At 73.0% G+C, this 14,045-nt stretch carries 12 protein-coding genes and 1 pseudogene; 8 read left to right on the top strand and 5 right to left on the bottom strand.

Features of this window, described 5'->3' with window-relative positions; all coding sequences use genetic code 11:
- Positions 1 to 14: 14 nt before the first annotated feature.
- Together OG766_RS15435 and OG766_RS15430 are read left to right on the top strand one after the other, a co-directional pair.
- Positions 15 to 2,897 (top strand): FAD-binding and (Fe-S)-binding domain-containing protein, encoded by a 2,883-nt coding sequence (locus OG766_RS15435; protein WP_328725583.1) that lies wholly within the window; start codon positions 15 to 17, stop codon positions 2,895 to 2,897.
- 116 nt (positions 2,898 to 3,013) lie between these two features.
- Positions 3,014 to 3,528: pseudogene (locus OG766_RS15430) on the top strand (HAD-IA family hydrolase); the annotation flags it as partial.
- Here the strand turns inward: OG766_RS15430 and OG766_RS15425 are convergent.
- Positions 3,420 to 3,914, bottom strand: a complete 495-nt coding sequence (locus tag OG766_RS15425) for an ATP-binding protein (protein WP_323137285.1) — start codon at positions 3,912 to 3,914, stop codon at positions 3,420 to 3,422. The pseudogene OG766_RS15430 and the gene OG766_RS15425 sit on opposite strands and share 109 nt — an antisense overlap.
- A gap of 162 nt (positions 3,915 to 4,076) precedes the next feature.
- On the opposite strand from OG766_RS15425, the gene OG766_RS15420 reads away from it, so the two are divergent.
- The 3 genes from OG766_RS15420 (at position 4,077) to OG766_RS15410 (ending at position 6,228) form a co-directional block, all read left to right on the top strand.
- Entirely contained in the window at positions 4,077 to 4,619 is a 543-nt protein-coding gene (locus OG766_RS15420) for a GntR family transcriptional regulator (protein WP_266379330.1), read from the top strand.
- Positions 4,616 to 5,395: a GntR family transcriptional regulator gene (locus tag OG766_RS15415; RefSeq protein ID WP_266379326.1), complete on the top strand. Its 780-nt coding sequence runs from the start codon at positions 4,616 to 4,618 to the stop codon at positions 5,393 to 5,395. Before OG766_RS15420 ends, OG766_RS15415 begins: the two co-directional genes overlap by 4 nt.
- 233 nt (positions 5,396 to 5,628) lie before the next feature.
- Positions 5,629 to 6,228, top strand: a complete 600-nt coding sequence (locus tag OG766_RS15410; RefSeq protein WP_328725582.1) for a Uma2 family endonuclease — start codon at positions 5,629 to 5,631, stop codon at positions 6,226 to 6,228.
- A gap of 70 nt (positions 6,229 to 6,298) precedes the next feature.
- On the opposite strand, the gene OG766_RS15405 is transcribed toward OG766_RS15410, so the two are convergent.
- The 3 genes from OG766_RS15405 to OG766_RS15395 form a co-directional block, all read right to left on the bottom strand.
- Positions 6,299 to 6,769 carry a hypothetical protein gene (locus tag OG766_RS15405; RefSeq protein ID WP_266379321.1) on the bottom strand — a complete coding sequence of 157 codons (471 nt, stop codon included), beginning with the start codon at positions 6,767 to 6,769 and terminating at the stop codon, positions 6,299 to 6,301.
- Between the two features lie 216 nt (positions 6,770 to 6,985).
- Complete coding sequence (locus OG766_RS15400; protein ID WP_266379317.1) at positions 6,986 to 7,795, bottom strand: HAD family hydrolase; 810 nt, start codon at positions 7,793 to 7,795, stop codon at positions 6,986 to 6,988.
- A gap of 63 nt (positions 7,796 to 7,858) precedes the next feature.
- Positions 7,859 to 8,716 carry a LysR family transcriptional regulator gene (locus OG766_RS15395; protein WP_266379314.1) on the bottom strand — a complete coding sequence of 286 codons (858 nt, stop codon included), beginning with the start codon at positions 8,714 to 8,716 and terminating at the stop codon, positions 7,859 to 7,861.
- Between the two features lie 234 nt (positions 8,717 to 8,950).
- Between OG766_RS15395 and OG766_RS15390 the strand changes: the two genes are divergently transcribed.
- Complete coding sequence (locus OG766_RS15390) at positions 8,951 to 9,886, top strand: EamA family transporter (RefSeq protein ID WP_328725581.1); 936 nt, start codon at positions 8,951 to 8,953, stop codon at positions 9,884 to 9,886.
- A 59-nt stretch (positions 9,887 to 9,945) separates the two neighbouring features.
- Here OG766_RS15390 and OG766_RS15385 read toward each other — a convergent pair whose 3' ends face one another.
- On the bottom strand, positions 9,946 to 10,725 hold the full coding sequence (locus tag OG766_RS15385) for an SDR family NAD(P)-dependent oxidoreductase (RefSeq protein ID WP_328725580.1): 780 nt from the start codon (positions 10,723 to 10,725) through the stop codon (positions 9,946 to 9,948).
- A gap of 704 nt (positions 10,726 to 11,429) precedes the next feature.
- On the opposite strand from OG766_RS15385, the gene OG766_RS15380 reads away from it, so the two are divergent.
- Positions 11,430 to 12,218: a TIGR03084 family metal-binding protein gene (locus OG766_RS15380; RefSeq protein WP_266379308.1), complete on the top strand. Its 789-nt coding sequence runs from the start codon at positions 11,430 to 11,432 to the stop codon at positions 12,216 to 12,218.
- Between the two features lie 2 nt (positions 12,219 to 12,220).
- Positions 12,221 to 13,900, top strand: a complete 1,680-nt coding sequence (locus OG766_RS15375; protein ID WP_328727481.1) for an acyclic terpene utilization AtuA family protein — start codon at positions 12,221 to 12,223, stop codon at positions 13,898 to 13,900.
- The last annotated feature ends 145 nt before the right edge of the window (positions 13,901 to 14,045 follow it).

Genomic DNA, 14,045 nt, shown 5'->3' with positions numbered 1-14,045 from the left:
GGCACGCTGGGCCCATGGCTGATCGCAGGACGGCTGATCGCAGGACGGCTGAACGCAAGGAGCGCGAGGCGCTGGAGCGGGCGCTGCGGGCGGAGGTCCGGGGCGAGGTGGACTTCGGGGCCGCGGCCCGCGCGTTGATGACCATGGACGCGTCCAACTACCGGCGGGTGCCCGACGGGGTCGTCGCACCGCGCGACGCGGCGGACGTGGCGGCGGTGCTCGACGTCTGCCGCAGACACGGCGTCCCGGTGGTGCCGCGGGGCGCGGGGACGTCGATCGCCGGGCAGGCGACGGGCGTCGGGGTCGTCCTCGACTTCACCCGCCATATGCGGGCCGTGCTCTCCGTGGACCCGGACGCGCGCACGGCGGTCGTCCAGCCGGGCGCGGTGCTGGACCGGTTGCGGGATGCGGCGGGGGCGTACGGCCTGACGTTCGGGCCGGACCCGTCCACGCACAGCCGCTGCACGCTCGGCGGGATGATCGGCAACAACGCGTGCGGCGCGCATTCCGTGGCATGGGGAACGACCGCGGACAACGTGCGTGAACTGTCGGTGGTGACGTACGGCGGCGCGGAACTGCGGCTGGGGCAGGGGTGGTCCGGGGCGCCGGCCGGGCTGCGCGAGCTCGTCGACGGCAGTCTGGCGCCGCTGCGCACCGGCTTCCCGCAGGGCCTTCCCCGCCGGATCTCGGGATACGCGCTCGACGCGCTGCTGCCGGAGAACGGGGTGGACCTCGCCCGCGCCTTCTGCGGCGGCGAGGGCACGCTGGCGGTACTGACGGAGGCGACCGTGCGGCTGGTGGAGTCACCGCCCGCGCGGGCCCTCGCCGTCCTGGGGTACGCGGACGAGAGCGCGGCCGCGGAGGCCGCCGCCGGTCTGCTGCCCTACCGGCCGCTGACGGTCGAGGGCATGGCGGAGGACCTCGTCCCGGACGCCGTGGGCCGGGGACTGCCGCGCGGCGGTGCGTGGTTGTTCGTCGAGACGGGCGGGGCGACGAGCGGCGAGGCCCGGGCGCGGGCGCAGGAGATCGTCACCGGCGCGGACGCGCTCGACGGGACCGTGGTCACCGACCCGGCCGGGCAGCGGGCGCTGTGGCGGATCCGGGAGGACGCGGCCGGCACCGCGACCCGGATGCCGGACGGTGGGGGTGCTCCCCCCGGCCAGGGCGCAGGCTCCGGGGGAGAGGCCTGGCCGGGCTGGGAGGACTGCGCGGTGCCCCCGGCGCGCCTCGGCGCGTATCTGCGGGACTTCCGGGCGTTGCTCGCCGAGCACGGGCTGCGCGGGACGCCGTACGGGCACTTCGGCGACGGGTGCATCCATGTCCGTATCGACTTCGACCTGCTGAGCGAGGCGGGCGTACGACGCTTCCGTTCCTTCTCGGAGGAGGTCGCCGGGCTGGTCGTCGCGCACGGCGGCTCGCTGTCGGGCGAGCACGGGGACGGGCTGGCGCGGGCGGAGCTGCTGCCGAGGATGTACGGGGACGAACTGGTCGCCCTCTTCGCCCGGTTCAAGGACCTCTGGGACCCGGCGGGTGGGCTGAACCCGGGTGTACTGGCCCGCCCGGCGCGGCTCGACGAGAACCTGCGCTTCGAGGTGCTGCCGAGGCGGCCGGTGGACGTCTCCTTCGGGTACCCGCACGACGGCGGGGACTTCTCGGCGGCCGTGCGGCGGTGTGTCGGGGTCGCCAAGTGCCGGGTGGAGGGACCGAGTTCCGGGCAGGGCGTGATGTGTCCGTCGTTCCGCGCGACCGGCGAGGAGCAGCACTCGACGCGCGGCCGTGCCCGGCTGCTGCACGAGATGCTGGCAGGCGAGGTGGTGACCGACGGCTGGCGCTCGGAGGAGGTCCGCGACGCACTCGACCTGTGCCTGTCCTGCAAGGGCTGTCGCAGCGACTGCCCGGTCGGCGTCGACATGGCCACGTACAAGGCGGAGTTCCTGCACCACCACTACGCGGGGCGCATGCGGCCGGCGTCCCACTACGCGATGGGCCGGCTGCCGCAGTGGCTGCGTCTGGCCGCGCCGCTCGCCGGGGTGCTGAACGCGGCCGCCCGGGTCCGGCCGTTGGCGTGGCTCGCGAAGCGCGCGGCGGGCATCGCCCCCGAGCGGGACGTCCCGCGGATCGCGCCGGTCACGTTGCGGCGCCGGCTGCGGCGGCACATGGCCGCCCGTACGCAGGTCTTCACGAAGGACCGTACGGCCGTGCTGTGGCCCGACACCTTCACCGACCACCTCACGCCCGAGGCCGGCGTGGCGGCGGTGACGGTGATGGAAGCGGCGGGAATGAGCATCGCGCTGCCGCAGGGCCGGGTCTGCTGCGGCCTCACGTATGTCTCGACGGGCCAGCTCGACCGGGCCCGCGCGGTGCTGCGCCGCACCCTGGACACGATGGAGCCGCTGCTGGACCTGGGCGTTCCCGTGATCGTCCTGGAACCCAGCTGTGCGGCGGCCCTGAAGTCGGACCTCCCCGAACTCCTCGGCGACGACCCGCGCGCGGACCGCCTGTCGGCGTCGGTCCGCACCTTCGCCCAGGGCCTCGAACAGTGCGCCCCGGACTGGCGCCCGCCTCGGCTGGACCGCCCCGTCGCCGGCCAGACCCACTGCCACCAGCACGCGGTGCTGGGCGATGCCGCGGAAGCCCGCCTGCGCGAAAGCGCCGGCCTGACCGGCACCCTGAGCGGCGGCTGCTGCGGCCTGGCGGGCAACTTCGGCTTCGAACGCGGCCACTACGAGGTGTCGGTGGCCTGCGCGGAGGACCAACTGCTCCCATCGGTACGGGCGGCGGGCGACGACGCCGTACTGCTGGCCGACGGGTACTCCTGCCGCACGCAACTGGAACAGCTGACGGGGCGACGGGGGCGGCACTTGGCGGAGGTCCTGGCGGAGGGGCTGGGTGACTGAGATCCTGACGCGTGACGTGGCTGCGGCACCTCGGGCCGCGCCTCAGCGTGGCTCGTGGGCCTACGGCGCCCAGGCCGCGCGCGCCGAGCCCAGGGTGCGAACAGAGCCGTCCGGAAGGTCGGTCGACCAGGGACGACCGTCGCCCCGTGGAGGAGCGGCTCGGGCGGCGCCTGGACAAGGACTGGCAGCGGGACTACGAGCACCTGTACCGGCAGGCGCTCACCGCGGAACTGACCGCCGTCGACGGGATCAGCGAGGCTTTGGACCGTCTCACCGCGCCGTTCTGCGTGGCCTCGAACGGCGAGCACGAAAGCATCCGGCACAACTGAAGCTCACCGCGCTGAGCGAGCGTTTCGAGGGCCGCGTCTTCAGCGCCGCCGACGTGCGCAACGGCAAGCCGGCACCCGACCTCTTCCTGCACGCCGCACGCTCCATGGGTGTGGACCCGGCCCGGTGCGCGGTCGTCGAGGACAGCCGTTGCGGCGTTCAGGCGGCCCGCGTCGCGGGAATGCGCTCCTTCGGCTACTGCGGCGGCCTGCCCCCGGCGTCCCGGCTGGAAGGGCCCGGCACGGTCGTGTTCGACGACATGCGTGAACTGCCGAAGCTGCTGGAGGCAGCGGGTCGGTCGTGAGGTGCCGCGATCTTCAACTCCAGCCAAACGGTCTTGCCGACGACATGCTCCGTGACGCCGAAGTCATCGGCCAGTTCGGCGACGATGCGCAGACCACGCCCGGTGCACTCGTCCGACCCGGGGGACTGCACTTCGGGCCGGCCGTCACCGCTGTCGCGTACGTGAACGCGTAACAGAGCACCATCGACCTCGATTCCGACGCAGAACTCCCGCCCGGCTGGGACCCCGTGCTGCAGCGCGTTGGTGGCGAGTTCGGACACGCAGAGCTGTACGTCGTCGTGCCGGTCTGTGATGCCCCATTGCGCGAGTACGTCGAGGGCGAAGGATCGGGCCGCACCGACGGATCGAGCGGACCTCGGGAATCGTCGTTGCTGTGAGAGGGACACAGGGAACCACCGCCTTGTGCGAGCAGGGTTGTACGATCGCGAGGACCGTACTGCTATTCACGAAAAGCAGCAAGGTGCGCCCAGGGGCGGGACTTAGAGTGAGTCGCCTGCGGTACGCAGTAGTGCACAGCCCGAAGTTCGCCGGCCGGCTTGGAGGACGTCATGAGCAGCAGCGACTGGGTCAGCACCTCGCTGCCCTATCTCACGCCGCGCGTGCAGGGACGGGGTAACGCGTGGAGTGACGAGGCTGCGGCTCAGGGGCGACGGGGGACCCAACGCATCGTCCACGCCGGGGAGGTGCCTGCCCCGCAAGTGATCGCGGAGCTCTTCGGGACGACCGAGGGGGCGCCTGTGGTCGTGCGTCGGCGCATCATCGAACTGGATGGTGAACCGTGCGAGTTGACGGACACGTACTACCCGACGGAGATCGCCCGCGGCACCCGGCTGGCGGGGACGGCCAAGATCCGTGGCGGGGCGGTCACGCTGCTCGCCGAACTCGGCCACGTCGGTGTTCGTGTACGTGAGGACGTGACGGCCCGGGTCCCCCGGGCCGAGGAGTGCGAAACGCTCGGCATCCCCTCGGACGAGCCCGTGCTGGAACTGACCCGGCTCACGCTCGATGGGGACGATCGACCGATTCAGGCCGATCTGATGACCATGCCCGCCCATCGTCAGCGCCTGCGCTACGAGATCAGGATCGGATGACCGTGCCTCGCACCGACGCCGAAGCGTTCGACCGACGTCCCCTGCACGAGCGGATCGCCGCCGATCTGCGGGACGAGATCATGGGCGGCGACCTGGCGCCGGGCGCCGGCCTTCCTTCGACCGTCCAGCTCAAGGCGCGGTTCGATGCGTCCAGTGCGACGGTTCAGAAGGCGCTCCAGCTCCTCAAGGACGAGGGGCTGGTCGTGGGGCGCGCCGGGGCGGCCGTGACCGTACGTGAACACCGGCAACGGACCCTGCGACCGGCCGCGTACATGGCTCCCGCCCGCGCCGGCGACCCGTACCGATGGCTTGCCGAGGCGCAGCGGAACGGCGTGCGGGCGCGCAGCACGCTTCTCGAAGTCGCCGAGATCGTTCCGCCCGCGGATGTGAGGGCGGCCCTCGGACTCGACGACGGATCCACAGCGGTGCTTCGCCGTCAACTCCTCACGCTCGACGACGAACCCGCGGAACTCGTGGCCGCGTACTACCCGCTGGGTATCGCGCAGGGCACGCCTCTCATGGATCGACGCAGGATCCAGGGCGGAAGTCCCGTGCTCCTGGCCGAACTCGGCTTTCCGCCGCGGATGAGTGTGGACCACGTCTCGGCGCGAGTCCCTACCCAGGAACAGCGTGCTTCCCTCGCTCTGCCCGGGAACCTTCCCGTGCTTCGCACGCTGCGCGTTGTGTACAGCGACGATGAACGCCCCATCGAGGCGACGGTCATGGTCAAGGCCGGCCATCTCTACGAGCTGCGCTACGAGTTCACGCCCGGCTGACGGACGTCATCGTGCCGCCCCGGCTGGACCGCCCCGTCGCCGGCCGACGTCTCGGCGGAGGCGGTGGAGGAGGGCTTGAGCGAGCGGGGGTGGCGCACCCGCCCCGCACCCTGCACGGTCCGTGCCTTGGGCATATTCGCACCGCTCGCGCCGCGGGCGTTTCGTGGGGGCCGTACGTATCGTTGTACCGCGCGGCTGCGTGCGACGACCGGCAGCCGGGGAGGAGCGCCACGATGACCGTCGTAGAGACCGACAGGATCGACATGGCCATGGCTGACAGCGACAACGAGCGAATCCTGGACGCGATGTTCGAGGCGCTTGAGCGGATGCCCGTCCCCGAGGGATACAGGGTCGAGATCGTCGAGGGGACCGTCTACATGTCGCCGCAGCGGGACACGTACTGGGAAATCATCCGCCGCATCGTCCGGGCCCTGGAGGACAGATTCGGCATGAGTGCGAAGGTCACATCGGACGTACGGATCGACTTCCCCGGCCAACTGAACGGGCTGTGCCCGGACGTGGCGAAGTTTCGCGACGGCGCGGTGAGGAACGGCGAGGGCCGCTGGGGCCACCAGGACGTCGAGTTCATCGCGGAGGTGATCTCGAAGGGTACCGCCGTGAACGACTACGGCCCCAAGAAGACCGCCTATGCCAGGGCCGAGGTGCCGGTCTACCTGGTCGCGGACCCGTACGTCGGCAAGTGCCACGTCTATACCCAGCCCAAGGACGGCGACTACGTCATCGAAACGACCGTGGCCTTCGGCGGGTCGGTCGACCTCACCACCACACCCCTCGGCCTCACCCTCGACACCGCCGACTTCCCCCGCGACTGAGGGAGTGGGGGCCGCTCCGGTCGGCGGCCCCCACTGTCTCCGGACCCGTGGCCGGGGCCGGTTGGAGGGGTCAGGCCCGGCGTCGCGTCGGCAGGGCCGCCGCGACGAGGCTGCCGAGCAGGGCGAGCACGCCGAGGCACGCCACGCCGAGTACCGCCAGGTGGAAGACCACCATCCAGGACTCGGGGCGGCCGTAGGCGCGGTCACCGAGTGCCTTCGCCTCGCCGGCGAAGGTGAGGTCGCCGTCCGCGGAGCGCTTGATGTCGTCCTCGAACGCGTACAGCGTGCCGGTCCCCGACCGCCCGCCGGCCGTCCACTTCACGCCCTCGCACTTGCCCGTGCCCTTGCCGCCTCCGATGGTCTCGATACGGCAGGAACTGGCCAGGTCCACGGTGGCCGGCGTGCCGAACGCGTAGGCGGCGCCCCAGCCGGTCGGCTTCTGCGAGCCGCTCCCGACGAAGAAGAAGAGCCCGAGCCCCACGGCGATGATGAACAGGCTGATGCCGGATCTCTGCTTCAGCTTCTCCCAGCGTCCTTGCATGACAACCCCCCACATAGTTGTGTTCACGTCAAATCAAGGGACGTTCGGGCACAGGAGTGGCCGAATCTCGTCCCTGGTGTCGCGCGTTTGTACCGCAGACGCCGGGTGTCCGACAAGTGGTTCCCGGGGCGCCGTACGAGGTCGTAGCGCCGTACCGATGGCGGCGGCTGAGGCGCCGTCGGATCGGCGGCCGGCGGCGCGATACCGTCGGCGGGCTCAGTCGCCGTCGAAGAGGCGCTCCAGGATGCGGGCCACGCCGTCGTCCTCGTTGGAGGTCGTGTGGTGGGGGACGGCCGACAGGACGGACGGGTGGGCGTTGCCCATGGCGTAGGCGGTGCCGGCCCACCGCAGGATGGTCAGGTCGTTGGGCATGTCGCCGAAGGCGACGACCTCTTGGGCCGTGATGCCGCGATCGGCGCACAGGGCGGAGAGCGTGGCGGCCTTGGTGACGCCCGGTGCGCTGATCTCCAGCAGGCCGCGGCCGCCGGAGTGGGTGAACTGCGCCGCCCCGCCGACGGAGTTCTCCGCGAGGGCGAGCAGCATGTCCGCCTCGAACCGGACCGAGTGGGCGAGCAACTGCACGATGGGCACGTCCGAGAGCCACAGGTCCGTCAGTGACGCGACGGCCAGCTCGGAGCGGGCGTTGCCGGACAGGAGCAGCCGGTAGGACGGCTCGTACAGGAACGTGTGGCCCGTCTCGACGGCGAATCCCAGGCCCGGGGCGGCGGCCGACAGCGCGGTGGCCACCTCGCGGGCGGTGGACAGCGGCAGGGCGAGGGACCGGGTGACGGTGCGTGCCGCGATGTCGTACACCAGCGCGCCGTTGCTGCACACCGCGGTCCCGGTCAGGCCGGTCGCGGCGGCGAGCACGTCGAGGAACCGCGGCGGACGGGCGGTGACCACGACCACTTCCGCGCCGGCGTCGACGGCGGTCCGCAGGGCGCGCACGGTGCGGGCCGAGAGGGTGCCGTCCCTGCGCAGGAGGGTCCCGTCGAGGTCGGTGGCGATGAGCCGGGGGCGCTGCATCGGCACATGTTAGGTCCCGGGTCCGACAGTTCCAGGAGCGCGGCTCGGGTCGCGGTCGTGGGGTCAGTCCCCGCCGCTGAGTTCGCGCGCGAGCGCCACCAGCGCGCCGAGCGCCGGGTGGGGAGCTGTCGCACGCCAGGCGAGCAGGACCGGGACGGGCGGGGCGTCGGTCAGGAGGCGGTAGGTGACGCCCGGGTGGGGGTGCATCTCCGCGGTGGAGGCTGCGGACGCCCCCGCGCCGCGGCCGGCGGCGATCGCCGTGAGCCAGTCGTCGGTGTTGCCGACGGTGAGTGTCGTCGCCGGGCGCGATCCCGGCGGCCAGAGGTCGAGCGTCGTCAGGCCCGAGACGGTGTTGAGGACGATCGGGCCCGAGGCCAGGTCGTCGAGGGTCAGGGCGGCGCGGTCCGCCAGCGGGCCGTCGGAGGTGACCGCCGCGACGCGGGGTTCCGTGAACAGGAGCGCGGTCACCAGGCCCGGAGTGTCGACCGTGCCGCGCAGTACGGCGGCGTCGACCTCGCCGCGCGCCAGGCCCGCCGTGCGGTCGTCGATGCGGAGGAGCTCCAGCGGAGTGTCCGGATGCTCCTCCTGCCAGCGGCGGAGCAGGGGCGTGGTGTACGCGCCGAAGGCGGACCAGGCGTGCCCGAGCCGCAGGGGCCGGTGGTGCAGGCGGGCGGGGTCGAGGGCGTCGTCGAAGGCGGCGACGGCCGCCGCGGCCCGGTCGCGGAAGGCCCGGCCCTCGGGGGTGAGGTCCAGGTGGTGGGTGGAGCGGTCGGCGAGACGCACGCCGAGGTGGCGTTCCAATGCGGCGAGCGAGCGGGAGACGGCGGGCTGGGTGAGGTGCAGCGCGGCGGCGGCCCTGGTCAGGCTCCGTTCCTCCGCGATGGCGAGGAAGCAGCGGAGGTGGCGCAGCTCGATGCTCATGCGTTCGAAGCATAACCGCAGCCCACTAGGCATTTCACGGACGGCGCGGGCTTCCGTAGCGTGGAGGGTGGAAGGAAGTGGACCGATGACCTCCAGTGCAGTATTTTGAACTGAAGGTTCATTCGGGTGAACGAAGGTGGAGCGGTGGGCGGGACCCGTGGCGCGAACGCGAACGCGAGCGCTGGTGTGGGTGTGGGTGTGGGTGTGGGTGTGGGTGTGGACGTGGGTGGGAGAGTGAGCGCGGGCGCGGAGCAGGCGGCCGCCTCCGCCGTCGCCCTGCCCGAAGCAGCAGGCGCCCTGGACCCCGGTGCCGGTCGCGGGCGCGGCGCACTCGGGCCCGTCGCGCTGGTCGTCGCCGGCGGCCTCTCCGTACAGTTCGGCGCCGCCGTCGCCGTGCTGCTGATGCCCCGCGCGGGAGCGCTCGGCGTCGTCACCCTGCGGCTCGTGCTCGCAGCCGTCGTGCTCCTGGTGATCTGCCGGCCCCGGCTCCGTGGCCACTCCCGCGCCGACTGGGGCACCGTCGTCGCGTTCGGCGCCGCCATGGCCGGAATGAACATGCTCTTCTACCAGGCCGCCGACCGAATCCCGCTCGGCGCCGCCGTCACCCTCGAAGTCCTCGGCCCGCTCGCGCTCTCCGTGATCGTCTCGCGACGGCTGATCAACGTGGTCTGGGCGGGCCTCGCCCTCGGCGGTGTCGTCCTGCTCAGCGGCGGCAGCTTCGACCGGCTCGACCCCGTCGGCGCGGCGTTCGCCCTCGGCGCGGGCGCGATGTGGGCCACGTACATCGTCTTCAGCGCGCGTACCGGCCGCCGCTTCCCGCAGGCCGACGGCCTCGCCCTCGCCATGGTGGTGGGGGCGGTGATCAGCCTGCCGTTCGGCATCGTCGAGGCGGGCGACAAGCTGCTCGTCCCGTCCACGATCGGACTCGGCCTCGCGGTCGCGCTGATGTCGTCCGTGCTGCCGTACACGCTGGAACTGCTCGCCCTGCGCCGGCTGCCCGCCTCCACCTTCGCCGTGCTGATGAGCCTGGAGCCCGCGATCGCCGCGACGGCCGGATTCCTCGTGCTGCACCAGGCGCTCTCCGCGGCCGACGCGCTGGCGATCGCGCTGGTCGTGGCGGCGAGCATGGGTGCGGTACGGACACAGGTGGGCCGCGCCCGGCGCAAGTGACCTCGCCGGCAGCCCCGGCCGTAGGGGGTGGGACCTCGCGACAGGGGCGGCGCCCGGCCTCAGTGGACGGAGAACCCGCCGTCGACGAAGATCGACTGTCCGGTGACGTAGGCGGAGGCGCGGCCGGCGAGGAAGACCGCCGCGCCCGCGAAGTCCTCGGCCAGTCCGTTCCGGCCGACCAGCGTGCGCGCGGCCAGCGCCGCGACCTTCTCGGCGTCGGAGGACAGCCGCTCGTTGAGCGGCGTCATCACGAACCCCGGCACCAGCGTGTTGCACGTGACGCCATGAGGCGACCACGCCTCGGCCTGTGAACGGGCCAGTGACTCCAGCGCTCCCTTGGAGACCCCGTAGGCGCCGCTCTGGACGAACGCGCGATGCGCCTGCTGGGAGGTGATGTGGATGATCCGTCCGAAGCCGCGCTCGGCCATGCCGGGCCCGAACCGCTGGCCCAGCAGGTAGGGCGCCTCCAGGTTCACCGCCATCGTGGTGTCCCACACCTCTTCGCCCAACTCGCCCATCGGCGGCCGCAGATTGACCCCGGCGCAGTTGACGAGGATGTCGGGCTCCCCGAACACCCCGGCCGCCTCCTCGGCCGCCGCCCGCACGCCGTCGCGGGTGCTCAGGTCGCCGCTCACCCAGGCCGCCCGGCAGCCCTCGGCGGTCAGCTCGCCCACCGTGGCGGCCAGTTGCGCCTCCTTGCGCGCCACGATCACGACACTCGCCCCGGCCCGGGCAAGGGCCCCGGCGATGGCCCGTCCGATGCCGGAACTGCCGCCGGTCACCACGGCGACCCGGCCGTCCAGCGAGAACAGCTCGGAGAGGTATGCCTGCGATGTCATGCCCGCACCCTAGACGCCGCACCTCGGCGTCAGCCCGCCCGGCCCCCGGGGGCGCGGCGTCGGGGCGGGAGCCGTGGGCCGGCCGGGCGGCGGAGCCTCCTCGTGTCCGGACCGTGTGTCGACCGGACGGCGGAGCCCCAACGCCGCACCGCGGACTGGCCTGACGCCGGTGTGTGCCGATCCTGGTGTCCGCGATGCCGGGCGACGGAGGACGGTGTGCGCCGATCCTGGTGTCCGCGATGCCTGACACCTGACGACGGTGCGCGCGGATCTTGGCGTCCGCGCGCCCGAGGGCGGACGGCCGATCGCGCTTGACGCCGGACGGCAGCGCGCCCGGACACCTTCGGCGCAGCGACCGGGCTCGGGCAACGGGTCCCCGACGCCGGACGGCAGCCCGCGCGGACACCTTCGGCAGCGCGCCCGGACCTCGGAGGCAGAGCGCCGCGCCCACTTCGCAGACCGCCCCGGACACCTTCGGCAGAGCACCCCGACGCCGGACGGCGGCTCGCCCGGCCTCCTTCGGCAGGGCGCCCGGACACCTTCGGCAGCCCGCCCCGCCCCGCCCCCTTCCGCAGCCCTCCGCGCCCCCTCCGCACCCCGCCCCTCCCCACCTCACCCCAAAAACCAAAGCAAGCACGCTTGCTTGTTTCTGTTCGCGCTGCCATGCTCCGGGGCACCACGCCGTGTCCCGGAGGGAGCGCACCGTGCCCGACCCCGCGGTCGTCATTGACGACCTGCGCGCAGAGAGCGAGGAACTCGACCGCCTCGTCGGCGAGTTGAGTGACGAGCAGTGGGAGACCGCGACACCCGCGGCCGGCTGGACCGTCGCCCACCAGATCGCCCATCTCGCCTGGACCGACGAGGTCGCGCTGCTCGCCGTCACCAACCCCGGAGCGTTCGCCGAGGAGGTCGAGAAGGCCCTCGTCGCACCCGACACGTTCGTCGACCGTGCCGCCGAGGCCGGCGCCCGCCGGCCGCCCCGCGAGCTGCTCGCCCACTGGCGAGCCGGTCGCGACGGGCTCCGGCAGGCCCTGGGCGACGCGCCCGCCGGGTCCCGTTTCCCCTGGTACGGGCCGCCCATGAGCGCCACGTCGATGGCCACCGCCCGGCTCATGGAGACCTGGGCGCACGGCCAGGACGTCGCCGACGCGCTCGGCGTCGTACGGGAACCGACCGCCCGGCTGCGGCACGTCGCGCACATCGGTGTACGGGCCCGCGGCTACGCCTACACCGTGCGCGGGATCGAACCGCCGAAGCAGGAGTTCCGGGTCGAACTCACCGGCCCCGACGGCGAGCTGTGGGCGTACGGGCCCGAGGACGCGGCCGAGAGGGTCACCGGCCCCGCGCTGGACTTCTGTCTGCTGGTGACCCAGCGCGCGCACCGCGACGACCTCGCCGTACGCGCCGAGGGTGCCGAGGCCGACCGCTGGCTGGACATCGCCCAGGCATTCGCGGGCCCCGCCGGTCCCGGGCGCCCGCCCAAGGAGGCGTGAGCATGCTGCGCATCGGCAACGCGTCCGGCTTCTACGGCGACCGGTTCGACGCGATGAGCGAGATGCTCACCGGCGGCGAACTCGACGTCCTCACCGGGGACTATCTCGCCGAGCTCACCATGCTCATCCTCGGCCGCGACCGGATGAAGGACCCGCGCCTGGGCTACGCCAAGACCTTCCTGCGTCAGCTGGAGGAGAGCCTCGGGCTCGCCCACGAGCGCGGCGTGCGGATCGTCGCCAACGCCGGCGGACTCAACCCGGCCGGACTCGCCGACGCCGTACGCGAACTCGCGGCCCGTGTCGGCGTACCCGTACGGGTCGCACACGTCGAGGGCGACGACCTCTCCGCCCGCTTCCCCGGCACGCTCGCCGCGAACGCCTACCTCGGCGGCGCCGGCATCGCCGCGTGCCTGCGCGCCGGGGCCGACGTCGTCGTCACCGGACGCGTCACGGACGCCGCGCTCGTCACCGGGCCCGCGCAGTGGCACTTCGGCTGGGGGCCCGAGGAGCACGACGCGCTCGCCGGCGCGGTCGTCGCCGGGCACGTCCTGGAGTGCGGGGCACAGGCGACGGGCGGCAACTACTCCTTCTTCACCGGACATGACGTGCGGCGCCCCGGCTTCCCCGTCGCCGAACTGCACGCCGACGGCTCCAGCGTCATCACCAAGCACGACGGCACCGGCGGAGTCGTCGACGTCGGTACGGTGACCGCCCAGCTGCTGTACGAGACGGGCGGTGCCCGGTACGCGGGACCCGACGTCACCGCGCGCCTCGACTCCGTACGCCTCACCCAGGACGGCCCCGACCGCGTCCGTGTCGACGGCGTACGAGGCGAGGCCCCGCCGCCCACCCTCAAGACCGGCCTGAACCGTCTCGGCGGATGGCGCAACGAAGTCGTGTTCGTCCTCACCGGACTCGACATCGACGCCAAGGCGCGGCTCGTCCGCGACCAGATCGAGGACGCCTTCGTCCGGGCCAAGTCCCGGCCCGGGGAGGTCCGCTGGGACCTGGCCCGTACCGACCGCCCCGACGCGGACACCGAGGAGACCGCGAGCGCGCTGCTGCGGCTGGTGGTGCGGGATCCGGACGCGGAGGCCGTGGGCCGCGTCGTCAGCGGCGCCGCGATCGAGGCGGCACTCGGCAGCTACCCGGGCTTCCACGTCACCGCCCCGCCGGGGAAGGGAACGCCGTACGGCGTCTTCGGGACGGAGTACGTGGACGCGACCACGGTGGAGCACGTCGCCGTGCTGCCGGACGGGCGGCGCGAGACGGTACCGGCGGCCGCGCACACCCGCGCCCTGGAGCCGGCTCCCGACCCGGACCTGCCCGAGCCGCTCCCCGGCGGCGGTCAGGTGCGCCGCGTCCCGCTCGGCCTCGTCGCGGGCGCCCGCAGCGGTGACAAGGGCGGCGACGCGAACGTCGGCGTGTGGGTGCGCACGGACGAGGCGTGGCGGTGGCTGGCGCACGAGCTGACGGTGGACCGCTTCCGTGAACTTCTCCCGGAGACCGCGGACTTGCGTGTCGTACGGCACGTGCTGCCCAATCTGCGGGCGCTGAACTTCGTCGTCCACGGACTGCTGGGGGAGGGCGTCGCCGCCCAGGCCCGCTTCGACCCGCAGGCGAAGGCGGTGGGCGAGTGGTTGCGCGCCCGGTACGTGGATGTGCCGGAGGTGCTGCTGTGACGGCGCGGGGGGAGGGAGAAGGCCCCGCGCGACGGGCGCCACCCCTCGCGCCCGTCCGTACGCGCGCACCCTCCGCGCCCGTCCGTACGCGCGCACCCTCTGCGCCCATCCGTACGCGCCCACCGCCCACACCCATCCGTACGCG

The organism is Streptomyces sp. NBC_00259 (assembly GCF_036181745.1).
GTDB lineage: Bacteria > Actinomycetota > Actinomycetes > Streptomycetales > Streptomycetaceae > Streptomyces > Streptomyces pratisoli.
The sequence above is the reverse complement of the archived record's forward strand: the minus strand, read 5'-3'. Positions and strand labels throughout refer to the sequence as shown.